This window comes from Mycobacterium lehmannii (genome assembly GCF_002245535.1).
GTDB lineage: Bacteria > Actinomycetota > Actinomycetes > Mycobacteriales > Mycobacteriaceae > Mycobacterium > Mycobacterium lehmannii.
This window is the reverse complement of record NZ_NKCN01000006.1, coordinates 147424-171639: the sequence shown is the minus strand read 5'-3', so window position 1 is coordinate 171639 and position 24216 is coordinate 147424. Positions and strand designations below refer to the sequence as shown.

Genomic DNA, 24216 nt, shown 5'->3' with positions numbered 1-24216 from the left:
GACTTCGAATCATCGGAGTCCCCAGACTTGAAGGATTTATTGCCCCGATCCGGCCCGTCGTGAATCATCCGACGGGCCGGATCAATATTTCGGCACCAGTTGACCCATGGCCACGCATCCCACGATCGGCGTCGAAGAAGAGTTCCTGCTCGTTGACCCTGCGAGCGGGGAACCTGTCGCGCTCAACGAGGCCGTCGCCCGCGAGGCGGTAACGCGCGGTGTGAAGCTGCAACTCGAACTGACCACCTGCCAGGTCGAAACCACCAGCGAGGTGGTCGCCTCCTCCCGCGAACTGCGCGACCAGCTGCTGCGGCTTCGCCGACTTTCCGCCGAGGCCGCGGGCGCCGCCGGGGCCCAACTGCTGGCCGTCGGGCTGCCGCCCACGCTTCCGCAGGAGTTCCCCATCACCGACACTCCGCGGTACCGGGAGATCGGCGAGAAGTTCGGCATGATCGCGCACGAGCAGGGCATCTGCGGCTGCCACGTGCACGTGGCGGTGCCCAGCCGCGAAGCCGCGATCCGGGTGAGCAACCGGCTGCGGCCCTGGTTGCCCAGCCTGCTGGCGCTGAGCGCGAACTCCGCGATCTACCGCAACTCCGACACCGGCTACGCCAGCTGGCGCAGTGTGCTGTGGGCGCGGTGGCCCAGCGCGGGCCCGCCGCCGCACTTCGACTCCGTCGACGAGTACGACGCCGTCGTGCAGATGATGCAACAGGCGGGCGCGATGCGCGACGACGGCATGGTCTATTGGGATGTGCGGCCGTCGAAGAACTTCCCGACGATCGAGGTGCGCGTCGCCGACGTGCCGGCGACGGCGGCCGAGACCGTCCTGCTGGCCGCGCTGACCCGGGCCGCGGTGATGACGGCGTTGGAGGATGAGCGGCGCGGCGAGCCGATACCGCCGCTCGCCGCGCATGCGCTCAAGGCCGCGTACTGGAAGTCCGCGCGCGACGGCCTCGACGGCGATGCGGTCGACCTGCTGGAAAGCCATCAGCGGGTGCCCGCGCGAGAGCTGCTGGACCGGCTCGTCGAGCACGTACGGCCCGCGCTCGAAGCCGTTGGCGACTACGACCTGGTGTTCGACGAGTTGCGCCGCGTCACCGAACAGGGCAACGGCGCCGTCCGGCAGCGGCGGGCGTGGCAGCGCCGCCGGGACGTGGGCGACGTCGTGGCCGAGGCGGCCGAGGCGACGCTGGCGGGAGCGTAGGCCGACCGGCCTGGGGTACGCCGAAATCTGCACCAGGGCTGTGCTTCCGCGGAAATCACGACCGTCTCGCAGAAATCGGTGCAGACCACTAGGCCAGAGGCAGCTCGGCGAACGGCTCGCCGGTCGGCTCCGCCGAACCACCCGGGGGTTCGATGGTGAAGGCCAGCGTGCTCGAGTCGCCGAGGTCGGGCAGCACGGCCGTCGTCGACGGCGCCACGGACTGCGAGTCCATAGTGCCCGCAGGATGCGGACCCTCCGCGTCGACCAGCCACATCTGGTAGACGGTGCCGGGTTGCGGCGGGGTGACGTTGTTCATCACCAGCACCCCGGCATCCTTCTCGCGCGAGAACACCACCGTCGCGGTGCCGCCGCCCGGAATCTCCCCCGAGACGGTGCGCACGTCGGGCGCGGCGAACACCTGCTCGGCGGTCGAGGGTTTGTCGGCCGGTCGCAGCGCCAGACCGACGCCCAGGGCTCCCGCGCCGACCACGACCACGGCAGCAGCGGCCAGCGCGGTCTTCTGCCAACGCGTCGGACGCGGCCGCAACTGGCGTACCGGTTCCGCTCGTCCGTCGCCGATCTCGGCCAGTAGGCGCTCACGCAGATGCGGAGGCGGTTCGGCGGCGGTGGCGGCCGACACGACCGCCATGGCCTCCCGGACATTGCGCACTTCCTCGGCAAAGGCCTGCGCGACGGCGGGGGGCGCGGCCGCGACGCGGCGGTCGACTTCCTCACGTTCGGAATCGGAGATCGCGTTCAGGGCGTAGGGCGCCGCGAGTGCGCCGAGGTCGCTATCCATGGGCTCGGTCATGCCATCCCCAAGCACTTGCGGAGACCGCGGAGGCCGTCGCGCATCCGCGATTTGATGGTGGCGAGGTTCGCCGACAGCCGTTCGGAGACCTGGGCGTAGGTCAGCCCCTCGTAGTAGGCCAGCTGGATGCACTCACGCTGCACATCCGTCAGCGATCCCAAGCAGTTGGCGACCTGGCGGCGCTCGTCGCGCATGATCACCGAATCGGCGACGTGATCGGAGGGCAGTTCGACGGTGGCCGCGCCGTAGCGGTCCTCTCGCTGCGTCGCCGCCTGCTCGGACCGCACCCGGTCGACCGCCCGGCGGTGCGCGAGCGTCATCAGCCACGCCAGCGGGGAACCCGCCGAAGGGTCGTAGCTTCCCGCGGTGCGCCATACCTGCAGGTAGACGTCCTGCGTGGTCTCCTCGCTGTACCCGGGATCGCGCAGCACCCGGGTCACCAGGCCGAACACCCGCGCACGGGTGCGGTCGTAGAAGGTGGCGAAGGCCTCGACGTTCTCCTCGGCAACCTGGCGAAGCAACTCGTCGAGGTCCGTGGTCACCAGCGGTAGCCTAGCCACCCGCGTGTGCACCGTCATGAATATCGCGATCTGGCGGTGTTGCCGACGAAAGCTGCTGTCGGAGCGACAGTTTCGCCGACCGCTTCGGCGCCGCGCACCAGGGGGACACGCCGCAGCCATAGCGTGAGGTGCTGGAGCCGGTACTCCAGCGCCGTCATCAACGGCGCCAGCGGGGCCTTCGCCTGCATCAGCAGCACCTCGGCGACACCCGCGCGCCTGCGTGCGCCACGCACCGTGGCGATGAACGCCGGGCCGTTGCCGCGGTGCAGCGATACGGTCACGTTCACCTCGTCGCCAGGGTGCGGCGCGCGCACCAGGTAGTGACCGTCGGTGCCGTTGAACGGCGACACCCGCAGCCTCTTCGGCGCCATCGACGTCCCATCCGGGCTCGGCGGCAGCAGATACGCGTGCCGTTCACCGCGGTGGTTGTGCATCTCCACGACGATGTGGCGCACGACGCCTGCCGTGTCGTGGCACCAGTACAGCGTCACCGGGTTGAACGCGTAGCCGGCCACCCGCGCCTGCAGCAACGCGGTGACGCGCCCGCCGCCCAGGTCGACACCGCGATCCCACAGGAACGCGTCGATGCGCTGGCGCAGCGAGTCGCCCGGGGCGCCGTGAAGGTGGTCGCGGGCGTCGAAGCGCGCGAAGGGGCGCAGCCACCATGGGACCCGCGGTAGCCGGTCGACGTCGACCAGCCAGCTGTATCCATGATGCTCGAAATGGTGGTACACCGGCGCACGACGCAAATGCGCCGTCCGGGTGCGGTACAGGTAGGAACCATCCACATGGAGGTATTCGGAGCCGCAGGCGCGGCGGATGGGTGCTCAGGTCGGACGGTCTCAGGCGGGACAGTAGAGCGCCGTCAGGACATCTCCGCGCGGATCCTCGGCGGGCGCCGTCGACTCCGGCGACTGCGTCAGCGTCACCGAGATCGCAGGCCCGTCGAAGGTCTTGACCGCGAAGCTGTGATACCCGGCGATGTCGCCGCCGTGGCCCCACGCGGTGACGCCGCATGGCAACGACACCCGCCCGAGACCCAGCCCATAGTCGAGCAGACCGTCGGCGTCCGGCATGGGGACGGTCCGCATCATCTCGTCGAGCTGAGGCCGGGGAACCACGCGCCCGTCGAGCAGTGCCGTGATGAACGCCGTGGTGTCCTCGTCCGTCGACACCAACCCGCCCGCCGTCCACGCCGCAGAGGCGTTGAAGTCGGTGACGTCGGTGCGTCTGCCGTCGACCAGTTCGTAGCCGTGGGCGAACGGCACCCGCAGGCCGTGCTCGCCCGGCGCGGGGAAGTAGGTGTCGAACAGCCCCAGTGGCGCGATGATTCGCGCGGTGATCTCGTCGGTCGCCGGTCTGCCGGTCACCTTCTCGATCAGCAGGCCGGCGACGATGTAGTTGGTGTTGGTGTACTTCATCGTCGCGCCGGGGGCGAACTGCGCGGGCCGGGCCAGCGCCATGTCGAGCAGTTGGTCGCCGTTCACGGGCTGGTCGGGGAGTTCGGTCAGGTCGTCGAAGTATTCGGGCAGGCCGCTCTGGTGGCGCAACAGCTCGCGCACGGTGATGGCCGTGGGGTCGATGTTCTCGCCCCGGATGCGGCCGGGCAGGTACGTCTCGATCTGTGTGTCGAGCCCGACCCTGCCCTCGGCGACCAGCTGCAGAACCGTCGCGGCCACAAAGGTTTTCGTGATGCTACCGACACGCACGTGGGTGTTCGGTGCGAATGCGGCTTGGGTGTCGAGGTCGGAATATCCGGCGGAGTACCGGGTCAGGTGTGCTCCATCGCGGATCACGACGATCCCGCCGGCGAGACCTTCCTCCGCGACGGCACGCTCGAGGGTCGCGTCGGCGGCGGCGGGCTGGGCATGAACCGGTGCGGCGGCCAGCACAAGGAGAAGCAGGGCCGCGATGGTTGCGATACGCACTAGGCCGAGCGTAGTTCCCAGGATTGCGCGGTGGCGACGAGCCCTTGGACCAACGCGGAGGTCGCCGGTGTGAGCCCGTCGTCGCCGGGTAGTTGGCTGCGCGGGCTGATGCCGCGCACCCGCGGTGTGAGCTCGAGTTGCGCGCCACCCTCGCGGACGCGGTTGACGGGGTTGTCGTGGTGCAGCCCGCGCAGTTCGCGCGGGATCGCGTCGAGATCGGTGATGACTTGGTAGCCAGGCACTTCGACGTGTTCGGCGAGGTGCTCGGCCAGTGCGCGGTTGCGCCCGCCCGCGAGCAACTGGGTGCTGCGACCGACGCGGCCGTACCCGTGCAGTGACACCGCGACGTCGACGTGGTCGAGGAACTCCGCGAGACGTTCGGACTCTCGCGCCAGGTACAGCGCCGAGGACAGATGGTGTGGATAGTGGTCGGGATGGCGCACCGTGTACAGCGAGGCGCCCGCGGCGTCGGCGGCGCGTTCGGCGATCACGTCGGTCATCTGCTCGAGGCCGCCGCCGTGGATGGCAAGAAAACCGAAGCGGGACCGCAGGATCCGCTCCTCGACGATGCCCGGCTGCGCCAGGAGTTCCGAAAGCGACTGTGGGGCAGGGATATCGGATCGGCCGCAGCGGCCGGGCCAATGCGCCGGATCCCACCGCTTGAGGAAATCGATCCAGCGGGATGGCAGGCCGTGGTGCAGGGCTCCGTCGATGATGCGCTCGAGGTAGCCCGGTCGTGGCGGACCCGGTTCGACGCGGTGGTCGATGTACACCCACGCCTCTGCGGGCCCGTCGTCGGTGTGCACGGTGAGCCGGTCGCGGCGGTAACGCACCGGAACGCCTTCGGCGCTGTCGAGCACCGCCAGATCGCGGTCGTTGAGCTGCCACAGCACACCGTGCACTTCGGACCCGTGGAACGGTTCGACCGTGGCGACGCCGCGCTCGTTGATCAGCCAGTCGTGGTCGGTCAGCATCGCCGGCCGCGGATGCGCCGCGGCCGGGCACCGCAACGCCATCTGGTGGACGTTGAGGTTCGAGCCGTAGGCGAAGTAGGTGTGCATCAACCCGTCAGCGTCAGATAGATCAACACCACGTTCAAAAGAGTAATCAGGCCCGCGATGACCCACCCGATAGCCGTCGTCACCCGATGGTTGACGTCGGCGCCCATCAGGGCGCGGTCGCTGGTCAGCCGCACGAGCGGAATCAGCGCGAACGGGATCCCGAACGACAGCACCACCTGCGACAAAACCAGCGCCCGGCTGGGATCCAGGCCGATCGCCAACACTGCCAGCGCGGGCAGCAGCGTGATGAGGCGGCGCAGCACCAGCGGAATGGAGCGGTGCAGCAGGCCCTGCATGATCATCGCGCCGGCGTACGCGCCGACCGACGACGACGCCAACCCCGAGGCGAGCAGGCCGATCGCGAACAACAGCGCGATCGTCGGCCCCAGGGTCTCGCCGACCGCGGCGTGCGCACCCTCGATCGAGTCGGTGTTTTCCTGGCCCCGCAGGTTCGTCGCGGCGACCAACACCATCGACAGGTTGACCGCGCCGGCGATCACCATCGCGATGCCGACATCCCAGCGCGTGACTCGCAGCAGCATCCGCCGCATCGGCCCGGGGTCGGGATGGCCGTGCCGGTCCCGGGCCAAGCCAGAGTGCAGGTACACCGCGTGCGGCATCACGGTCGCGCCCAGCATCGCCGCCGCGATCAGCACGCTCTCGGTGCCCGCGAACTTCGGCACCAGCCCCGTCGCCGCCTCGTCGAGCGGCGGGGGAGCGACGAACAGGCTGGCCAAGAAGCCGACCGCGATGACTGCCAGCAGTCCGGTGATGACCCGTTCGAACGAGTTCTGGCCGTGGCGGTCCTTGACCATCAACAACACCAGCGAGACGACGCCGGTGATGATGCCGCCCGTGAGCAGCGGTAGGTCGAACAGCAGATACAGCGCGATAGCGCCGCCCACGACCTCGGCGAGATCGGTTGCCATCGCGACTAATTCGGCCTGCATCCAGTAGGTCAGCCGGGTGCGGCGGCGCATCCGGTTACCGACCGCCTCCGGCAGCGACATGCCGGTCACCAAGCCGAGCTTGGCCGAGAGGTACTGCACGATGCAGGCCATCGCGTTGGCCGCCACGATCACCCAGATCAGCAGGAAACCGAATTGGGCGCCGGCGCTGACGTTGGCGGCGACGTTGCCGGGGTCGACGTAGGCGATGGCCGCGACGAACGCCGGTCCGAGCAGCAGCCAACTCGGGCGCGCCTTGACGTCGGTGCTCTGGGCCACCCCACCCTCTTTCTATCCGGGGTTGCGAATAGAAAAGTTAGGTTAGCCGAAACCGCTGCCGTCGGGGGTGGGCGGGGCTATTTATGCCCGCCGCCGAGCCCGATGACGAGGCCGCCGCCCCACGGCCAACCCCAGTAGGGGCTGGTCTGCACCGACGGTGACGTGACGATCTGTGAACTTCCGTTGGTCTGGCACTGCGTGGTGTTGGGGGCGATGTTGGTGCACTGGGGCGCGGCGCCGGCGACGGGTGCTAACGCACCGATGACGCCGAGCGCGAGAGTCGCTGTGAGATAACGAAATCGGGCCTTCATGGTTGGCCTCCTCGGCCAGGGGCACTTCTGGTCAGCGGCCGCGTATACGGCGAGCGCTGCGAATAACGTTGAGCGTCAATCCCGAACGGTCACGGGAAGAAGAAGCCGTCGCCCTCCCACATGCTTCCCCATGGGCCGACGTACTCCTGCTGAGCGGGCGTGGCGTCGATCGAAACGTTGCCCGGCGTCGCGCATTCGGTGGTGGACCCGCCGATGGCCTGGGCACCGCCGGTGTCGACGCACTGGGGCAGGGTGGGGTTCGGAGCCGGAGCCGGAGCCGGTTCGGCGGCGGCAGGTGAGGCCGCCGCGAGTGCCGCGGCGAGGCCGCCGGCGGCGATCAGCGGTGCGAGATAACGAAGGGTGGTCCGCATAGGCACGTCCTCGATTCTGATCGACCCCCGGCTTCAACGCACAGCGTACAACCCTTTTCCGGTGATCAGCGGCAAGTCGAGTGTGGTGCGGATGCCCGGCCGCGCGGCCACGACCGCGGGGATCGCGTTGACGACACGGGCGGCCGTCGCGACGAGTCCGGCGTGGTTGTGGTCACCGTTCGGGCTGCTCAGGCAGAGGTCGACGGTGTACGACGGTTCGCCGGTGATCTCGATGCGGTACGAGCCACCCTCCTGAGCGGGCTGCGGCCAGTCCGGGTGCAGGTCATCGCGCAACCGGGTGACGTGTTCGAGCACGACGGCGACCTTGCCGTCCTTGATGCCCTGGACCTCGAAGCGCAACGCCGCCGCGGCGCCCTTGGCGATGTGGCCCGCTGCGATGTCGAAATCCTCGGGAGCCGGTTCGCGCACATAGGTTTCGGACACCTTGTCGAGTTCGATGCCGAGTCCTGCGGCCAGCTGTCTCACCACCGATCCCCAGGCCAAGCTCAGGACGCCGGGCTGCAACAGCATCGGGATCTCGTCGAGCGGCTTGCCGAAGCCCATCACGTCGAACATCACCGTGGCGCTGTCGTAGGTGTCGTAGTTGATGATCTCCATGCACCGGATCTGCTCGACGCTCTGACAGGTTCCGGCGAGCGCGAGCGGAAGCAGGTCGTTGGCGAAGCCGGGGTCGATACCGTTGACGAAGACGCTCGATCCGCCCGTCTGGGTGGCTTCCTCGATCGGCTTGACGAGTTCGTCGGGCAGTACCTCCCACGGGTACTGCAGGAAGACCGCGCTGCTGCCGACGACGTTGACGCCTGCGGCCAGGATGCGGCGGTAGTCCTCGAGCGCCTCGGGCAGCCGGTTGTCGGCCATCGCGGTGTAGACCACGCATTCGGGTCGGGTCGCAAGTACCGCGTCGAGGTCCGTCGTGGCGGTGATGCCTGTCGAGACCTGCAGTCCGGCAAGCTCACCCGCATCCTTGCCGGCCTTGGTCTCCGACGACACCCAGACAGCGGTGAGCTCGTACTGCGGATCGTTGATGAGCTGGGTCAGCGCGTGCCTGCCGACGTTGCCGGTGCCGACCGCGGCCACTTTGATCGTCATGGAAGTCCTCTCACAGATCCGGGATGGGCATGTCGAGATTGGGCACCGTCAGACCGCCGTCGACCTCCAGCGTCTTACCGGTCAGATAACTGCCTGCAGGCGAGGCCAGGTACACCGCGGCGGCGGCGATGTCCTGCGGATCGCCGAGCCGGCGCATCGGGGTGGCCTGCTCCATCGGCTTACGCAGCTCGTCGTTGGAGGCCACGATGTCGAGCGCCGACGTGAGGATCGACCCCGGCGCGATCGCGTTGACCCGGATCCGCGGGCACAGGTCGAGCGCGGCCAGGCGGGTGTAGTGGGCGAGTGCGGCCTTGGCCGTTCCGTAGGCCGCGAAACCCCGGCCGGCCAGCCGGCCCATCGTGGAGGTGATGTTGATGATGCTGCCGCCGCCGGAGTGCTCGAGCATCAGCGGAACCGCCGCGGTGGTGAGCGCGTGCGCGGTGGTCACGTTGAAGGTGAACGCGTCGCGCAGGTCCTTGGTGGAGGTGTTCAGTAGTGCGTTCGGCATGGTGCCGCCGACGTTGTTGACGACGACGTCTAGTTTTCCGAACGCCTCGATCGCGGCACCGGCCAATGTGGCGGTGTCGGCGGGGTGGGCCAGGTCGGCGACCACGACGTGCGCCCTGCGGCCGACGCCCTTGATCTGCTCGGCGACTTCCTCGAGTTGCGACTGTGTGCGTGACGCGATCACCACGTCTGCACCGGCTTCCGCGAATGCCAGCGCCATCGCGGCGCCCAGGCCGCGACCGGCGCCCGTGACCACCGCGACCTGATCGTCGAGCCGGAATCTGTCAAGAATCACGTTTCGAGTCCTTCCCTCGCCGGGCGAACCGTAGCAGGGCGCGACGATGCGCGTGAGGGCTTTCTGAAACACGTTCTAATTTTCGCGAGACGTACACCAGGGTCGTGCTTGGACCGGATAGCACGGCCCTGGTGTACGTCTCGCGAACCAGTGGTTCTACGACGCCCCGAGTCCTGGCGGGCGGCTACTTCTTGGCGGCGGTCTTCTTCGCCGTCGACTTCTTGGCCGGCGACTTCTTCGCGGTTTTCTTGGCGGGCGTCTTCGCGGCCTTCTTCGCGGCGCTCTTCTTCGCGGGCGACTTCTTGGCCGGCTTGTCGTCGTCGGAACCCTTTGCCCCGCCGCGGCCTTCGCGTCGCGCCTTCACGCTGGCTTCGAGTTTGGCCAACAGATCGGAGACATCCTCGGTCTCGTCGAGTTCCTGTGGCTGCTCCTCCGTGGTGAATGCTTCGCCGCCTTCGAGTTTCGCCTGGATCAGCTCGCGCAGCTGTTCCTGGTACTCGTCGTGGTAGCGGTCGGGGTTGAAGTCGTCGGTCATGGAGTCGACGACCTGGGTGGCCATCTTCAGCTCGGCCGGTTTGATGTCGACTTCCTTGTCCAGCACCGGGAAGTCGGGATCGCGGATCTCGTCGGGCCACAACAGCGTCTGGATCACCATGACGTCGCGCTTGCTGAAGTCCTGAACCCGAAGCGCCGCGAGCCGCGTCTTGTTGCGCAATGCGAAGTGCACGATCGCGACCCGGTCGGTTTCCTTGAGCGTCTTGGTCAACAGCACATACGACTTCGATGACTTGCCCTCGGGCTCGAGGAAGTAGCTGCGGTCATACATCATCGGGTCGATGTCGGAGGCGGGAACGAATTCCAGCACCTCGATCTCGCGGCTGCGTTCCTCGGGCAGCGTGGCGATGTCCTCGTCGGTGATGATCACCGTCTGCCCGTCGTCGGATTCGTAAGCCCGGGCGATGTCGCGATACTCGACTTCCTCACCGTCGATCTCGCAGACGCGTCTGTACCGGATGCGCCCGTTGTCCTTCGCGTGCACCTGGTGGAACTTCACGTCGTGGTCCTGCTGCGCGCTGTAGACCTTGACCGGCACGTTCACCAGGCCGAACGCGATCGAACCCTTCCATATGGAACGCATCAACCCAGTATGGCTGATTCCAGCGCCGCATCGCGGCTACCGCGATCGGGCAGGTCGGCGCCGGCGCGGGCGACCGTCAGCGCCGACGACGTCGCGGCCGTGCGCAGGACACGCGTCAGGTCGGCCGCGCTGATTCGCGCCAGGTCACGCCGCCGCTGGGCGCCCAGCAGCCCCAACGTCCACAGCGCGTCGATCAGACCGCTCATGTACGCATCACCGGCGCCCACGGTGTCGACGACGTCGACCTCGAACGCCGGCACTCGCACCAGGCCCTGCGCGCACAGCGCGAACGACCCCTGCCCGCCCATCGTCACCGCGACGATCGACGGGCCCAGCGACAACCACGTCTCCGCGATCTGCTCGGGGGTGCGGCCCGGGTCGAGCCACCGCATGTCCTCGTCGCTGGCCTTCACCACGTGGCAGCGCTCGATGAGCCGGTCGATGCGGGTGCGCGCGGCATCGGCGTCCTCGATCAGGGCGGGCCGCACATTTGGATCGAACGTCACGGTGGCCGACGGGTGATACGTGTCGACCAGTGCGGCGGTGGCACGGCAGCCCGGCTCGAGCATCGCCGCGATCGAACCGGTGTGCACGACCGTCGGCGGCCCGACCTCCGGTGTGCCGGTCAGTTGCCATTCGATGTCGAACTCGTACTGCGCCGAACCCTGCTCGTCGAGCGTGGCCAACGCGGTCGGGGTTTTCGCCGCATCCGTACTTCCCGAGACAAGTTGCACCCCGGATGCTTCGGCATGGTCGACGATGCGCCGCCCCCGTTCGTCGTCGCCGATGTGTGTCAGGAAGTCGACGCCGCGGCCCAGCCGGCCCAACCCGACCGCCACGTTGAGCGGGCTGCCGCCGACGTGCTCGGTGGTCGAGCCACCACGCTCGACGATGTCGATCAACGCCTCGCCGATCACCAGCGCACGGTCCGTGCTCATGGTTCGTTCCTGTGCATCAACGCTTCCAGCGTTGCGCGCGCGCCGTCGCGGTGCAGCGAGTTCAGCGCCCAGACGTATGCGTCGACGAATCGCTGGTCGGAGGCGAGATCGCCGAAGAGATCGGTGTTTTCGATGAATGCGGTCGGATTGTCGCGCTGAGCCCTGGCGAGCGGCACCAGGACGTCGGCGAGCTGGTCCTGCACGTCGATCGGCTGCCCCTGCTCGTCGACCCCTTCGGCGTAGCGCGCCCAGCTGGCGACCGTCGCGGCCGACAACCGGATCGGCGCGCCCGTTCGGAGGTTCTCGCGGACGACGGGCAGCAGCCACTTCGGAATGCGGTCCGATGAGCCGTAACACAGCCGGGCGATGGTGTCCTTGACGCCCGGGTTGGCGAACCGCTCGATCAGCGTGCGCTTGTAGACGGGCAGGTCGATGCCGGCCACCGGCTTGAGCGTCGGTGTGGCCTCGTCGTCCATGTATGCCAATAAAAAGTCGGCGAACAGCGGGTCGCCCGCGGCGTCGTGCACCAACCGGTAGCCCGCGAGATACGCGAAGTAACAGAGGCTTTGGTGCCCGGCGTTGAGCAACCGCAGCTTCATCAGCTCGTACGGGGTGACGTCGTCGACCATCAGCACGTCCACGTCTTCCAACGGTGGTCGCCCGTCGGCGAAGTCGTCCTCGAGCACCCACGCCGTGAAGGGTTCGGCCACCACCGGCCATTGGTCATCGATACCGAATTCGGTTGCCACGACGTCGATCACGTCGGGTGTGGTGACCGGTGTGATGCGGTCCACCATCGAGTTGGGGAACGTGGTGTGCGCGCCGATCCACTCGCCGAGCCCGGGATGCACCCGCTCGGCGTAGGTGGTGAACGCGTGGCGGGCGACGTCGCCGTTGCCCTCGATGTTGTCGCACGACACGATCGTCGGGGAGGTGATGCCGCGGTCGCGCCTGCGCGCCAGCGCCTCGGCCACCAGGCCGAAGACGTTCACGCCGTCACCGAGGTTGTCGATGTTGTAGCCGCCCTCGGTGATGGTCAGCGAGACGATCCGCGTGCTCGGCGCGGCCAACAGTTCGATCACCGCTTCCGGGTCATTGGGCGCGTAGCGATAGTCGACGATCGAACCGATCACCCGCGCCTCGCGGGTACCGTCGGGCTTCTCCAGCAGCAGGGTGTACAGGCCGTCCTGGGCGGCCATCACGTCGGCCATCCTGCGGTCGGCAGGCATCACGCCGACGCCGGCGATGCCCCACTCCTTGGCCAGCCCCTTCTCCAGGAGTCGGTCGACGTACATCGCTTGATGCGCCCGGTGAAAGCCGCCGACTCCGAAATGCACTATGCCGACCGATATCTGGGATCGGTCGTAGGTCGGCTTGTCGGTGGAAAGCTGTGCGAGCGTGGAGTTGTCGAGTTTCATGACACCGTCACCACCGACTTCACGCTACCCGGCGTGCGGTCGGAGTCGAGGGCTTCGGCGGTGCGCTCCAAGGGGAAGCGGGCGGTCACCATCGCGTCGAGATCGACCTGGCCAGACTCGACGAGCGCGATCGCCGTCGGCCAGGTGTTGGCGTAGCGGAAGACGCCCGTCAGCACCAGCTCACGGTTCTGGATCAGCTGCGTGGGCAGCTCCATCGACTCCGCACCCGAGCCGACCAACACCACCCGGCCGGCGGGTCGCACCGCGCGAATGCCGTCGGCCACGGCCGTCGGCGCACCGGAGGCGTCGATATATCCGTCCACCCCGAAATCGCCTATCGGCTGGGTCGTCGGGTCCAGAACCTCGGTGGCCCCGAACGAGATCGCCCGTTGCCGACGGGCCTCGTCGGGATCGCTGACGATGATGTCCGTCGCGCCGTAGGCCCGCGCGAGTTGGATCACCACGATGCCGATCGGGCCTGCCCCGGTGACCAACACCCGCGACCGTCCGTCGACACCGGCCTTGCGGACGGCGGCGATGCCGACGGAGAGCGGTTCGCACAACGCCGCCGCTTCATCGGAGATCGAGTCCGGCACGCGGTGGGCGAATTCCGCGCCGATCGTCACGTACTCACACAGCGCCCCGTCGACCGGCGGGGTCGCGAAGAACCGCATGTGCGGACACAGGTTGTAGTGCCCGCGGCGGGTTTCATCGCTGCGGGGGTCGGGGCGCTGCGGTTCGATCGACACCCGTTCGCCGATGCGCGTCCGGTCGACGTTCTCGCCGACGTCGACGATCGTGCCCGCCGCCTCGTGGCCGAGGATCAACGGCGCCTCGACGACGAATCCGCCCACTCGCCCGTGCCGGTAGTAGTGCGTGTCCGATCCGCACACACCCACCGACGAGACTTGTATCAGCACGTCACCGGGGGCGGGCCGGGGCACAGGGCGCTCCTGCAATTCGATCCGCCCGGGTTCGACGAGCACGGCCGCCCGCATCCGGCTGTCCGGCGAGAGTGTTGTGTGCGTCACACCACCATGTTAACGTGATGAGCATCTAATCGCACCCCTGAGCAGATGCTCACAGTCCGAGGAGGGCAGGGCGGTGACCGCACCAGCGTCGACCGGTGACCTCGCCGGGGCTGCGGTGCCGACGCAGGACGTCCGCCTGGCCCTGCGCGCGGCGACGATGTACTACCTCGACGGATTGACCCAGGCCGAGATCGCCGCCCGCCTGGGTGTCTCGCGCCCGACTGCGGGTCGACTGATCGCCCGCGCAAAGGCCCGGGGACTGGTGCGCATCGAGATCGCCGTGCCCGCCGGGCTGAGTGAGGACCTGCACGCCGAGGATGAGCGAGAACTCGAGCGGCGCTACGGGCTGACGGAGGTGGTGGTCGCCGGCCACGGCGTCGACATCGGCGCAACCGGACGGCCCGTCGCATACGCCAGCGTTGGCCGGGCCGCGGCGGCGCTGCTGATGCGGCGTCTCACGCCCGGCGACGTCCTCGGGTTCACCTGGGGGCCTGAGCAGGTCGCGGTGGCCAACGCGTTGGTTCCCGGGGTGGCGAGCTGCCGCGCGGTGGTGCAACTCGACGGCGCCATGTCGACCGCGGCCTATCAGACCGGTACCGAGTTTATCTTGAGCCGCTGCGGGGAAACGTTGCGCGCGAGCACGTTACGACTGCCCGCACCCCTGTATGCCGACCCGTCGACGGTGGCGTCGATGCGCAGCGATTCGGTGATCTCCCGCACGTTGGAGGCGGGACGGCACGCGGACATGATGCTCTTCGGTGTCGGCGCCGTATCGACGTCGACCACCCTGTTCGAGGGCAGCTTTCTCGACACCCGCATGCTCGACGAGTTGGAGTCGCTCGGCGCGGTGGGTGAGATCGGCGGCCGGTTCTTCGACGCGGCCGGCGTCCCCGTCGACACCGAACTCCAGCAGCGCGCGGTGTCGGTGCCGCTCGAGGACATCCGCAACTGCGAGAAGACGCTGCTGATCTCCAGCGGCGCCGCGAAATACGACGCCACTCTGGCCGTCCTGCGGGGGAGGCTGGCCCGGCTATTGGTGTGTGACATCGATTGTGCGCGTTGGTTGTTGGCGCAGTGAGGAGACGACGCAGGTGAGACCGACAATGATGAAGCGGTTCGCGGCGGTGGCCGCGGCGTCCGGGGTCGTGCTGGCCTCCGGGTGTTCGGGAGCGGGCAGCTTGGGCGCCTCGGACAACCAGGTCACCATCGCCATGGTGTCGAACTCGCAGATGACCGACGCCAGGGATCTGTCGTCGGAGTTCGAGGCGGCCAACCCCGGCACGAAGCTGAAGTTCGTCACGCTCTCGGAGAACCAGGCCCGCGCCAAGATCACCATGTCGACCGCGATGGGCGGAAGCGAGTTCGACGTCGTGATGATCAGTAACTTCGAGACCCCGCAGTGGGCGAAGGACGGCTGGCTGCAGAACCTCTCCGAATACGCCTCGCAGACACCGGGGTACGACGAGGAGGACTTCATCTCGTCGCTGCGCGAGTCGCTGTCGTACGAAGGCGACATGTACGCCGTCCCGTTCTACGGCGAGTCGTCGTTTCTGATGTACCGCAAGGACCTGTTCGAACAGGCCGGGATCGAGGTCGACCAGTCACCGGACTACCAGCCGACCTGGCAGGAGGTCGCGCAGTGGGCCGACACCCTGAAATCCGGTGACCGCGCGGGAATCTGCCTTCGCGGAAAGCCGGGATGGGGTGAGGTGCTCGCGCCCCTGAACACCGTGATCAACACGTTCGGCGGGCGGTGGTTCGACGAGCAGTGGAACGCACAGCTCAACAGCTCCGAGGTGCGCAAGGCGGTCAACTTCTACGTCGACCTGGTCAAGCGCTCCGGAGAACTGGGCGCCGCCTCCACCGGTTTCCAGGAGTGCGCGAACCTGTTCGGCCAGGGCCAGACCGCCATGTGGTATGACGCCACGTCGGCGGTGTCGGTCCTCGAAGATCCGCAGGAATACCCGGAACTGGTCGGCAAGATCGGATATCTGCCCGCGCCCATCGCCGAGAAGCCGAACTCCGGGTGGCTCTACACCTGGGCGCTGGGGATCCCGAAGTCGGCGAAGAACCCCGACGGCGCATGGAAGTTCATCTCATGGATGACGAGCAAGGACTACATGAAGCTGGTGGGGGAGAAGCTCGGCTGGGCGAGGGTCCCACCGGGCAGCCGAACATCCACCTACACCGAACTGCCGGAGTACGAGAAGATCTCGCGGTCCTACGGGCCGCTGACGTTGCGTTCGATCCAGAACGCCAACCCGAACAAGCCCACCGTGCAACCGGTTCCGTACACCGGAATCCAGTTCGTGGCGATACCTGAGTTCCAGGACCTGGGCACCAGGGTCAGCCAACAGATCAGCGCCGCGATCGCCGGTCAGAAGACGGTCAACGAGGCGCTCGACCAAGCGCAGCAGTACGCCGAGGTCGTCGGCAAGACATATCAGGAGAAGTGATGACCGTAACCGCCGATACCACGGCCGGCGCCAGCGAAACGGCGGTGGCAGAACGGGTTCGCAGGATCCGGGAGGCGAAGGAAACCGGGGTGAGCCGGGCCGAAGCCTGGCGTAGGCGGGGTCCGCTGTTGCCGGCGCTGATCTTCATGATCATCGTGACGCAGGTTCCGTTCCTGTTCACCCTCTACTACTCGACGCTGTCGTGGAACCTGGTTCGCCCGGGATCACGTGAGTTCATCGGATTGCAGAACTACGTCACGGTGGCCAAGGACAGTCAGTTCTGGACCGTCGCGCTCAACACCGTGGTGCTGATCGTCGGGGTGGTGCTGATCTCCGCGTTCTTCGGTCTGCTCCTGGCCTTGCTGCTCGACCGGGCGTTCCTGGGCCGCGGGATCGTGCGGACGTTGCTGATCACGCCGTTCCTCGTCACACCCGTTGCGGCCGCGCTGATCTGGAAGACGACGATCCTCGACCCGAACAACGGCATCCTGAACTGGTTGCTGTCGCTGGTCGGGATCGAGCGGATGGACTGGATCGGGCAGTTTCCGCTGGCGATGGTGATGGTGATGCTGATCTGGCAGTGGACGCCGTTCATGATGCTGCTGATCCTCGCCGGTCTCCAGTCGATGCCGCGCGACATTCTGGAGGCCGGCCGAGTCGACGGTGCGAACGCCTTTCAGCTTTTCCGGGAGTTGACGCTGCCGCACCTTCGGCGATTCATCGAGTTGGGAGTCGTCCTCGGGGCGATCTTCCTGGTCAACACGTTCGATGCCATCTACATGATGACGCAGGGCGGACCGGGGATCGCAAGCGCGAACCTGCCGTTCTACATCTATCAGCGCGCGTTCCTCGGCTTCGACATCGGCCAGGCGGCGGCCATGGGAGTGGTGGTGGTCGTCTTCACGATCGTCATCGCCAGCTTCGCGCTGCGGTTGATCTTCAAGTCGTTCACCGGGAAGGAAGAGGTGGCCTGACATGACTACCACGGTCGAGAAAACCGCAGCCACACCGCAACCCGTCGCGAAGAAAAAGAAGAAGTCCCGCACGTTCAGTCCGTGGGGGCTGGTGGCGTGGCTCGTCGGGATCGGGTTCTTCTTCCCGGTCTTCTGGATGGTGTTGACGTCGTTCAAGCAGGAGGCCGACGCCGCCACCAGCCCGCCGAAGCTGTTCTTCTCCCCGACGCTCGATCAGTATTCTGCCGTCTTCGACCAGGGCATCGGGCCCGCGATGCTGAATTCGCTGTTCGCAACCGGGATTTCGACGCTGCTCGTGCTCGTGCTTGGGGTCCCCGCCGCATTCGCGTTGTCGCTGCGACCGGTCCGCAAGACCCAGGATGCGCTGTTCTTCTTCATGAGCACCAAGATGCTGCCCGTCGTCGCGGTGATCCTGCCGCTGTATGTGATCGTGTCCAACATCGGGCTGTTGGACAACATCTGGGCGTTGATCGTGCTCTACACGGCGATGAACCTGCCGATCGCGGTGTGGATGATGCGGTCGTTCTTCCTCGAGGTGCCCGGCGAACTGCTGGAGGCGGCCAGCCTGGACGGCGCCAGCCTGTGGCGGTCGGTGCGCGAGGTGATCCTGCCCCTGGTGTCGCCGGGTATCGCTGCGACGGCGTTGATCTGCGTGATCTTCGCCTGGAACGAGTTCTTCTTCGCGGTGAACCTGACCGCGGTGAACGCCCAGACCATGCCCGTGTACCTCGTCGGCTTCATCGCCGGTGAGGGTCAGTACTGGGCCGTGTTGTCGGCGGCCGCGACCATGGCCGCCCTGCCGGTGATCCTGTGCGGGTGGATCGCCCAGAACAAGCTGGTGCGCGGACTGTCGTTCGGCGCGATCAAGTAATCCGTCCGGCCCGATCACGAGAGACACGGAGATACCAATGGCAACAATCACTTACCGCAACGCCTCCTGCGTCTACGAAGGCTCGGACAAGCTCGCGGTCGATTCGCTCGACCTCGACATCTCCGACGGCGAATTCGTTGTGCTGGTCGGGCCGTCCGGATCGGGCAAGAGCACCGCCCTGCGCATGCTGGCCGGACTGGAGGACATCGATGAAGGCACGATCGAGATCGGCGGCAGGGACATGACCGGTGTGCCGTCCAAGGACCGCGACATCGCGATGGTGTTCCAGAACTACGCGCTGTACCCGAACAAGACCGTCGCCGAGAACATGGGTTTCGCGCTGAAACTGCGTGGAGTCTCGCGCGACGAGCGGCGCAGGAAGGTCGCAGAGGCGGCCAAGATCCTGGACCTCACGGAGTTCCTCGACCGCAAGCCCGCCAAGCTGTCCGGTGGACAGCGGCAGCGCGTCGCGATGGGCCGCGCCATCGTGCGCGAGCCGCAGGTGTTCTGCATGGACGAGCCGCTGTCGAACCTCGACGCGAAGCTGCGCGTGCAGACCCGCACCCAGATCGCCGCGCTGCAGCGACGGCTCGGTACCACGACGGTCTACGTCACCCACGACCAGATCGAGGCGATGACGATGGGGGACAGGGTCGCGGTCCTGCGGTTCGGCAAGCTGCAGCAGTTCGCCGCCCCGAACGAGCTCTACGACAGGCCGGCCAATGCGTTCGTGGCCGGTTTCATCGGCTCACCCGCCATGAATCTGGTGACGCTGCCGATCGCGCCCGACGGTGTCCGCATCGGCGACACGACGCTGCCTCTCGAGCGCGAGCGACTTTCGAAGTTGAGCGACGCGGGCCTGTCGGAGGTCACGCTCGGCATCCGGCCCGAACAACTGGAGCTCACCGACTCCGGCGGGGTGGAAGTCGTCGTCGACCTGGTCGAGGACCTCGGCAGCGAGGCCTACCTCTACACGCACGCGGGTTCGGGAGTCGAGCTGGTCGCGCGCTGCAATCCGCGCACGGCGCCCAAACTCGCCGAGACGGTGCGGTTGCGCAGGCATCCGGAAGGGTCCGTGCACCTGTTCCACCCGGAGACCGGCGAACGCATCGACTGACTGGGGCTTTCAGCGCCGCCGAATTCTGCACCAGGGTTGCGATTTTCGCCTCACCGCGACCCTCTTGCAGATTTCGGCGGGGTCCAACCACGGCGGGTGAACGCGTCGAAGACGCGATGCAAGATGTATCGCCGGCTGTGTTCCTTGAGCACATGGATGTCGATCCAGCCTTGGCGATCGACGAACGCGGCACGACCCACGTCATACACGTATTGCCGTCGGTTCTCGCTGTGGTGAACTCCGTCGTAGTCCAGGCCGACCATCGGATCGTCGTACCCCATGTCGAGAAACGCCTCCTGGTAGCCGTCGCTGAGCCTGATCTGCGTCCGCGGGGTGGGCAATCCGGCGTCGATGAGCAAAAGACGAAGGCGGGTTTCTTCGGGCGATTGCGCGCCTGCATCCATCAAGCGGAGCGCCGTCCGGGCACGACGAACTCCGCGTGCGCCCCGGTATCGATCGCTCAGCGCCAACGCATCATCGGCGCACACCCCCGTGGCGACGGCCAGGGCGTCCAGATGCGCGACGGCGGTGTCGCGCGGAAGGTGGCGAGCCAGATCCCACGCGGTCCGAGCGGGGGTCGTCACGGGAATCTCCCCGAAGTAGGTGAACTCATCGGGTGCCAACCGTTCTTCGTGGACGATGACGCCTTCGCGCGGGCGGGTGTGGGCGGTGATCACCTCGATCGGGGTCGACGCATCCACCCACTTTGCGCCGTGGAACGCAGCCGCGGCCCGCCCCGCGATCACGCCTCTGCGACCGGTCCACAGCCACGCAGCGACGGCATTGGAGTGGATATTGCGTTCAGCGTCGTTTGGGCGGTAGACCCGCGGCAGGACGGCGGAGTGGTTCCAGCGCAGTTGCCCTCGCGTGAGTCGGCCATCGCTGATCGCCTCGCTGCCCAGAAACGGTTGCCACATGTCCGGATCGTGGACGGGACGGCCGACAGAACGCGTACCCCGTCGTCCATTTCTGCGGCAGGGCTGTGGATAACGCGAAATCGCAGCCCTGGCGCAGAAATCGGCGGCGTTAGCAGCCGTGGCATTCGGGGCTAGCCGCTAGTCGACGACCGCCGCGTTCCCTGGGTCAAGGCCGCTGGGCAGATTCGGGTCGAGGCCGCTGGGCGAGTGGGTGAACTCCTGGTGGGCCGGCGGGCGGCAGTTGTCGTCCATCGGCGTCTGGTCACCCGAGCAGTGCGGGACGAGATCCTGCGGATCTGCCGCGGCGTGCGGTGCCGCTAGCAGGGCAGCCACCGCGACCAGCACCGCCGCGAAGATTCTCGCCACGGATCCAACGTAGCAGCGGGTATACGTTCACACTGTGGATCGATTCGGCCGGGTGAAGCTGACCAACCCGGACAAGGTGCTGTACCCGGCGACGGGCACCACCAAAGCGGAGGTGTTCGACTATTACGTCGGCATCGCCGAGGCGATGATCCCGCATATCGCGGGCCGCGCCGTGACCCGCAAGCGCTGGCCCAACGGTGTCGAGGAGCCGTCGTTCTTCGAGAAGCAACTCGCCTCGTCGGCGCCGGACTGGTTGGACCGCGCGTCGGTCACGCATCGCTCGGGGACGACGACCTATCCGCTGATCGACACGGCCGAGGGTCTGGCCTGGATCGCGCAGCAGGCCGCGCTCGAAGTGCACGTCCCGCAGTGGCGGTTCGTAAGCAAGGACGACGGGCCACCGACGCCCGGCCCCGCGACCCGCATCGTGTTCGACCTCGACCCCGGCGAGGGGGTGTACTTTCGCCAGCTCTGCGAGGTCGCTCACGAGGTGCGCGACCTCATCACCGACATCGGGTTGACCACCTTCCCGCTCACCAGCGGTAGCAAGGGGGTGCACCTGTACGTCCCGCTCGAGGAACCGATCAGCTCGCAGGGTGCATCGGTTCTCGCGCGGCGGGTCGCACAACAGCTCGAGAAGACGATGCCCAAACGCGTGACCGCGACCATGACCAAGAGCGTGCGCACCGGCAAGGTCTTCGTCGACTGGAGCCAGAACAACGGCGCCAAGACCACGATCGCGCCGTATTCGCTTCGCGGACGCGAACATCCGACGGTCGCCGCACCACGCACCTGGGACGAGATCGAGGATCCGAAGTTGCGGCACCTCAACTTCGATGAGGTGCTCGACCGGGTGCAGGAGATGGGCGACCTGCTCGCACCGCTCGACGAGGCGGTACCGGTACCGGATCGCCTGACCACCTACCGCAGCATGCGCGACGCGTCGAAAACCCCTGAGCCGGTGCCGAACAAGCCGCCGAAGACGGGGAACAACGACAAGTTCGTCATCCAGGAACACCACGCCCGACGGCTGCACTACGACTTGAGGCTCGAACGCGACGGCGTGCTGGTCAGCTGGGCGGTGCCGAAGAACCTGCCCGACACCCCGTCGGTCAACCACCTCGCCGTGCACACCGAGGACCACCCGTTGGAGTACCTCACCTTCCACGGCGAGATCCCCAAGGGCGAGTACGGCGGCGGCAAGATGATCATCTGGGACACCGGCACTTATGAGGCCGAGAAGTTCAACGACGTACCACCCGACAGCGCCGCGGAGGGCGGCGAGGTCATCATCAACCTGCGCGGCAAGAAGGTCGACGGCCGCTATGCGCTGATCCAGACCGACGGCAAGAACTGGCTCGCGCACCGCATGAAGGACCAGAAGCGCCCGCAAGCAGGTGATCTCGCGCCGATGCTGTCAACGGAAGGCTCGGTCGCCAAGCTCAAGGCGAACCAGTGGGCGTTCGAGGGTAAGTGGGACGGCTACCGCGTGATCATCGACGCGGATCGCGGCAGGCTCACGGTGCGCTCCCGGCGTGGCCGAGACGTCACCGCCGAGTTTCCCCAATTCGAGGCGGTGGCAGCCGATCTCGCCGATCACCACGTCATCATCGACGGTGAGGCCGTCGCGCTCGACGAGTCCGGCGTGCCGAGCTTCTCCGAGATGCAGAACCGTGCCCGGTCGACCCGCGTGGAGTTCTGGGCGTTCGACATCCTGCACCTCGACGGCCGTTCCCTGTTGCGCGCCAAGTACTCCGACCGTCGCAAGATACTCGAGGCGCTCGCCGAGGGCGGCGGCCTGATCGTCCCGGATCCGTTGCCCGGCGACGGCCCCGAGGCGATGGAGTACGCCCGCAAGAAGCGGTGGGAGGGCGTGGTCGCCAAGAAACGCGACTCGACTTACCAGCCGGGGCGGCGGTCGAAGGCATGGATCAAGGACAAGGTCTGGAACACACAGGAAGTGGTGATCGCCGGCTGGCGAGAGGGGGAGGGCGGACGTTCGAGCGGGATCGGCTCGCTGATGCTCGGGATTCCGGCCGACGGGGGTCTGCAGTTCGTGGGTCGCGTCGGAACCGGTTTCACGGACAAAGCGCTCGCTGAACTCAAGAAGACCCTCAAACCGCTGGAGACCGACGAGAGCCCGTTCAACGAACGGCTTCCGCGCCAGGACGCCAAGGGTGTGACGTTCGTGCGGCCCGAACTCGTCGGCGAGGTCCGCTACAGCGAACGCACCTCGGATAACCGTCTGCGTCAACCGAGTTGGCGTGGGTTACGACCCGACAAGGAGCCCGACGAGGTCACCTGGGAGTAGGTGCGCGCAGCGCTTCCTGCATTCCCCGCGTCGCCAACTGGTCGGCCAACTCGTTGTCGGCGACCCCTGAATGGCCCTTCACCCAGAACCACTCGACTTGATGTGGCGCGCAAGCCAATTGCAGCCTCGTCCAGAGGTCGACGTTCTTCACCGGCTGCTTCGCGGCGGTCAGCCAGCCGTTGCGTTCCCAGCCGAGCACCCACTTGGTGATGCCGTTACGGACATAGGTGCTGTCGGTGTACAGGTGCACCACGACGGGCCGCGTCAACGCCTCCAACGCCATGATCGGCGCGGTGAGCTCCATCCGGTTGTTGCTCGTCTGCGCGTCGCCACCGCACATCTCCCGCACGTGCGAACGCTGACGCAGTACCGCGCCCCAACCGCCGGGACCCGGATTGGGCCTGCAGCCGCCGTCGGTGTGTATGACGACTGGGTCCTGGCTCACCCGACGAGGATAAGCGTCGAGCCCGAGACGTCGACTCAGCGACGCGCGGACGGCGAGATCAACGCCGTCCGGACCGACATCCCCAACGCCTGATGCCGGAGCGTCGTGATCCGGCGCCCAGGCTGTACCGCGTCCTTGACCGGCCCCGTGCGCTCCCCGAAGAACGCCGAAGTCGCGTCGATGTCGGCGACGACGTAGGTGATCCCCCATAGCGTCGACGGCGCTTCGCTTGTGGTGCCCGGTGAGCCGACGACCTCGACGATCACCTCGCCGAACCGGAAGAAGATCTGGCGGATCGACCGGCCGCCCAGTTCACCATCGCGTTCCCGTCGCGGGGCCACACCGATCGCGGTGAGCGCCTGAACGGTCCGATCCAGATCGGGTGAGAGCAGCACGACGTGGTCGATCGCGGTGACGCCGTTCGGGTGCTCAGCGGGCGTGGCACGAGCGGCGCTGGACCTCGACGTCGGAATGCCGTCGACGTCGGAGAGCACGGCGTCCGGCGGCAGGCCGCACAACGACCACCCGACGATGCCGCGCCCGCGCTCGGGGCCGACAAGCCGGATGCGGACGCCGCCGACCCGGCAGATCGCGTCGTCGTTGATCGTGAAACCGGCCCGACTCCATGCGTCCGCCGGATCGGCAACCTCGATCTCGTCGATCCTGACGGCGGCTGATGTCACCGCTCGAGTATGGCCTTCGCCCCGGCCGCGGAGCGACGCCGCGCGACGAAGCCCACCCACCGCAATCCAAGGGGTGTTTGCCGCGCCGTACCCCGCAGTATGGACGTCCTTCGGAACCGTGGAATCGCGCGTCCGACGCGCGCTTGCTCGGTACGTTGAGAGTG

Annotated in this window: 25 protein-coding genes; 7 read left to right on the top strand and 18 right to left on the bottom strand. The window is 67.2% G+C overall.

The features are described 5' to 3' along the window. Nucleotides 1-106 precede the first annotated feature (106 nt). Nucleotides 107-1207, top strand: coding sequence for a glutamate--cysteine ligase 2 (locus CEX87_RS09695; RefSeq protein ID WP_094286914.1), 1101 nt, complete (start codon nucleotides 107-109; stop codon nucleotides 1205-1207). An 88-nt stretch (nucleotides 1208-1295) separates the two neighbouring features. Here CEX87_RS09695 and CEX87_RS09690 read toward each other — a convergent pair whose 3' ends face one another. From CEX87_RS09690 to CEX87_RS09625, 14 genes are all read right to left on the bottom strand, one after another. Continuing rightward, nucleotides 1296-2018, bottom strand: coding sequence for an anti-sigma factor (locus CEX87_RS09690; RefSeq protein WP_094286912.1), 723 nt, complete (start codon nucleotides 2016-2018; stop codon nucleotides 1296-1298). Continuing rightward, the gene (locus CEX87_RS09685) at nucleotides 2015-2596 is read right to left on the bottom strand and encodes a sigma-70 family RNA polymerase sigma factor (RefSeq protein ID WP_066807805.1); all 582 of its coding nucleotides are present in this window, start codon (nucleotides 2594-2596) and stop codon (nucleotides 2015-2017) included. The genes CEX87_RS09690 and CEX87_RS09685 overlap by 4 nt, the downstream gene beginning before the upstream one ends. Next, a complete protein-coding gene (locus CEX87_RS09680; RefSeq protein ID WP_094286910.1) occupies nucleotides 2593-3366 on the bottom strand; it encodes a DUF1365 domain-containing protein in 774 nt (257 codons plus the stop codon). Before CEX87_RS09680 ends, CEX87_RS09685 begins: the two co-directional genes overlap by 4 nt. Nucleotides 3367-3420: 54 nt before the next feature. After that, complete coding sequence (locus CEX87_RS09675) at nucleotides 3421-4506, bottom strand: serine hydrolase domain-containing protein (protein ID WP_233151326.1); 1086 nt, start codon at nucleotides 4504-4506, stop codon at nucleotides 3421-3423. Further along, entirely contained in the window at nucleotides 4506-5567 is a 1062-nt protein-coding gene (locus CEX87_RS09670) for a poly-gamma-glutamate hydrolase family protein (protein ID WP_094286908.1), read from the bottom strand. The genes CEX87_RS09675 and CEX87_RS09670 overlap by 1 nt, the downstream gene beginning before the upstream one ends. Continuing rightward, a complete protein-coding gene (locus CEX87_RS09665) occupies nucleotides 5567-6793 on the bottom strand; it encodes an Nramp family divalent metal transporter (RefSeq protein ID WP_094286906.1) in 1227 nt (408 codons plus the stop codon). The genes CEX87_RS09670 and CEX87_RS09665 overlap by 1 nt, the downstream gene beginning before the upstream one ends. Nucleotides 6794-6870: 77 nt before the next feature. Beyond that, nucleotides 6871-7104 carry a hypothetical protein gene (locus tag CEX87_RS09660; RefSeq protein ID WP_094286904.1) on the bottom strand — a complete coding sequence of 78 codons (234 nt, stop codon included), beginning with the start codon at nucleotides 7102-7104 and terminating at the stop codon, nucleotides 6871-6873. A gap of 89 nt (nucleotides 7105-7193) precedes the next feature. Beyond that, nucleotides 7194-7475, bottom strand: coding sequence for a hypothetical protein (locus CEX87_RS09655; RefSeq protein ID WP_094286902.1), 282 nt, complete (start codon nucleotides 7473-7475; stop codon nucleotides 7194-7196). 33 nt (nucleotides 7476-7508) lie between these two features. Next, complete coding sequence (locus CEX87_RS09650; RefSeq protein WP_094286900.1) at nucleotides 7509-8585, bottom strand: NAD(P)H-dependent amine dehydrogenase family protein; 1077 nt, start codon at nucleotides 8583-8585, stop codon at nucleotides 7509-7511. 10 nt (nucleotides 8586-8595) lie between these two features. Further along, entirely contained in the window at nucleotides 8596-9387 is a 792-nt protein-coding gene (locus tag CEX87_RS09645) for an SDR family oxidoreductase (protein ID WP_094286898.1), read from the bottom strand. A gap of 184 nt (nucleotides 9388-9571) precedes the next feature. Beyond that, complete coding sequence (ku, locus tag CEX87_RS09640) at nucleotides 9572-10525, bottom strand: non-homologous end joining protein Ku (protein WP_094286896.1); 954 nt, start codon at nucleotides 10523-10525, stop codon at nucleotides 9572-9574. After that, nucleotides 10525-11463 carry a carbohydrate kinase family protein gene (locus tag CEX87_RS09635; RefSeq protein WP_064418981.1) on the bottom strand — a complete coding sequence of 313 codons (939 nt, stop codon included), beginning with the start codon at nucleotides 11461-11463 and terminating at the stop codon, nucleotides 10525-10527. Before CEX87_RS09635 ends, ku begins: the two co-directional genes overlap by 1 nt. After that, nucleotides 11460-12881 (bottom strand): mannitol dehydrogenase family protein, encoded by a 1422-nt coding sequence (locus CEX87_RS09630; protein WP_094286894.1) that lies wholly within the window; start codon nucleotides 12879-12881, stop codon nucleotides 11460-11462. Before CEX87_RS09630 ends, CEX87_RS09635 begins: the two co-directional genes overlap by 4 nt. Continuing rightward, entirely contained in the window at nucleotides 12878-13879 is a 1002-nt protein-coding gene (locus tag CEX87_RS09625; RefSeq protein ID WP_094286892.1) for an NAD(P)-dependent alcohol dehydrogenase, read from the bottom strand. The genes CEX87_RS09630 and CEX87_RS09625 overlap by 4 nt, the downstream gene beginning before the upstream one ends. Nucleotides 13880-13985: 106 nt before the next feature. Between CEX87_RS09625 and CEX87_RS09620 the strand changes: the two genes are divergently transcribed. Genes CEX87_RS09620 through CEX87_RS09600 form a run of 5 tightly spaced genes read left to right on the top strand, consistent with a single transcriptional unit; the run spans nucleotide 13986 to nucleotide 19330 of the window. Then, nucleotides 13986-14990: a sugar-binding transcriptional regulator gene (locus CEX87_RS09620; RefSeq protein WP_269845534.1), complete on the top strand. Its 1005-nt coding sequence runs from the start codon at nucleotides 13986-13988 to the stop codon at nucleotides 14988-14990. A gap of 25 nt (nucleotides 14991-15015) precedes the next feature. Further along, complete coding sequence (locus CEX87_RS09615) at nucleotides 15016-16368, top strand: ABC transporter substrate-binding protein (RefSeq protein WP_094286888.1); 1353 nt, start codon at nucleotides 15016-15018, stop codon at nucleotides 16366-16368. Beyond that, on the top strand, nucleotides 16368-17342 hold the full coding sequence (locus CEX87_RS09610; protein WP_094286886.1) for a carbohydrate ABC transporter permease: 975 nt from the start codon (nucleotides 16368-16370) through the stop codon (nucleotides 17340-17342). The genes CEX87_RS09615 and CEX87_RS09610 overlap by 1 nt, the downstream gene beginning before the upstream one ends. 1 nt (nucleotide 17343) lies before the next feature. Beyond that, nucleotides 17344-18213 (top strand): carbohydrate ABC transporter permease, encoded by an 870-nt coding sequence (locus CEX87_RS09605; protein WP_094286884.1) that lies wholly within the window; start codon nucleotides 17344-17346, stop codon nucleotides 18211-18213. A 37-nt stretch (nucleotides 18214-18250) separates the two neighbouring features. Further along, on the top strand, nucleotides 18251-19330 hold the full coding sequence (locus CEX87_RS09600; RefSeq protein ID WP_094286882.1) for an ABC transporter ATP-binding protein: 1080 nt from the start codon (nucleotides 18251-18253) through the stop codon (nucleotides 19328-19330). A gap of 50 nt (nucleotides 19331-19380) precedes the next feature. Here CEX87_RS09600 and CEX87_RS09595 read toward each other — a convergent pair whose 3' ends face one another. Together CEX87_RS09595 and CEX87_RS09590 are read right to left on the bottom strand one after the other, a co-directional pair. After that, nucleotides 19381-20247, bottom strand: a complete 867-nt coding sequence (locus CEX87_RS09595; protein WP_094286880.1) for a hypothetical protein — start codon at nucleotides 20245-20247, stop codon at nucleotides 19381-19383. A 138-nt stretch (nucleotides 20248-20385) separates the two neighbouring features. Further along, the gene (locus CEX87_RS09590) at nucleotides 20386-20613 is read right to left on the bottom strand and encodes a hypothetical protein (RefSeq protein WP_198957191.1); all 228 of its coding nucleotides are present in this window, start codon (nucleotides 20611-20613) and stop codon (nucleotides 20386-20388) included. A gap of 34 nt (nucleotides 20614-20647) precedes the next feature. On the opposite strand from CEX87_RS09590, the gene CEX87_RS09585 reads away from it, so the two are divergent. Beyond that, on the top strand, nucleotides 20648-22924 hold the full coding sequence (locus CEX87_RS09585) for an ATP-dependent DNA ligase (RefSeq protein ID WP_094286878.1): 2277 nt from the start codon (nucleotides 20648-20650) through the stop codon (nucleotides 22922-22924). On the opposite strand, the gene rnhA is transcribed toward CEX87_RS09585, so the two are convergent. Together rnhA and CEX87_RS09575 are read right to left on the bottom strand one after the other, a co-directional pair. Further along, nucleotides 22911-23369 carry a ribonuclease HI gene (gene rnhA, locus CEX87_RS09580; protein ID WP_066807833.1) on the bottom strand — a complete coding sequence of 153 codons (459 nt, stop codon included), beginning with the start codon at nucleotides 23367-23369 and terminating at the stop codon, nucleotides 22911-22913. The two genes, CEX87_RS09585 and rnhA, sit on opposite strands and share 14 nt — an antisense overlap. 35 nt (nucleotides 23370-23404) lie before the next feature. Then, complete coding sequence (locus CEX87_RS09575; protein WP_066807835.1) at nucleotides 23405-24052, bottom strand: VOC family protein; 648 nt, start codon at nucleotides 24050-24052, stop codon at nucleotides 23405-23407. Nucleotides 24053-24216 lie beyond the last annotated feature (164 nt).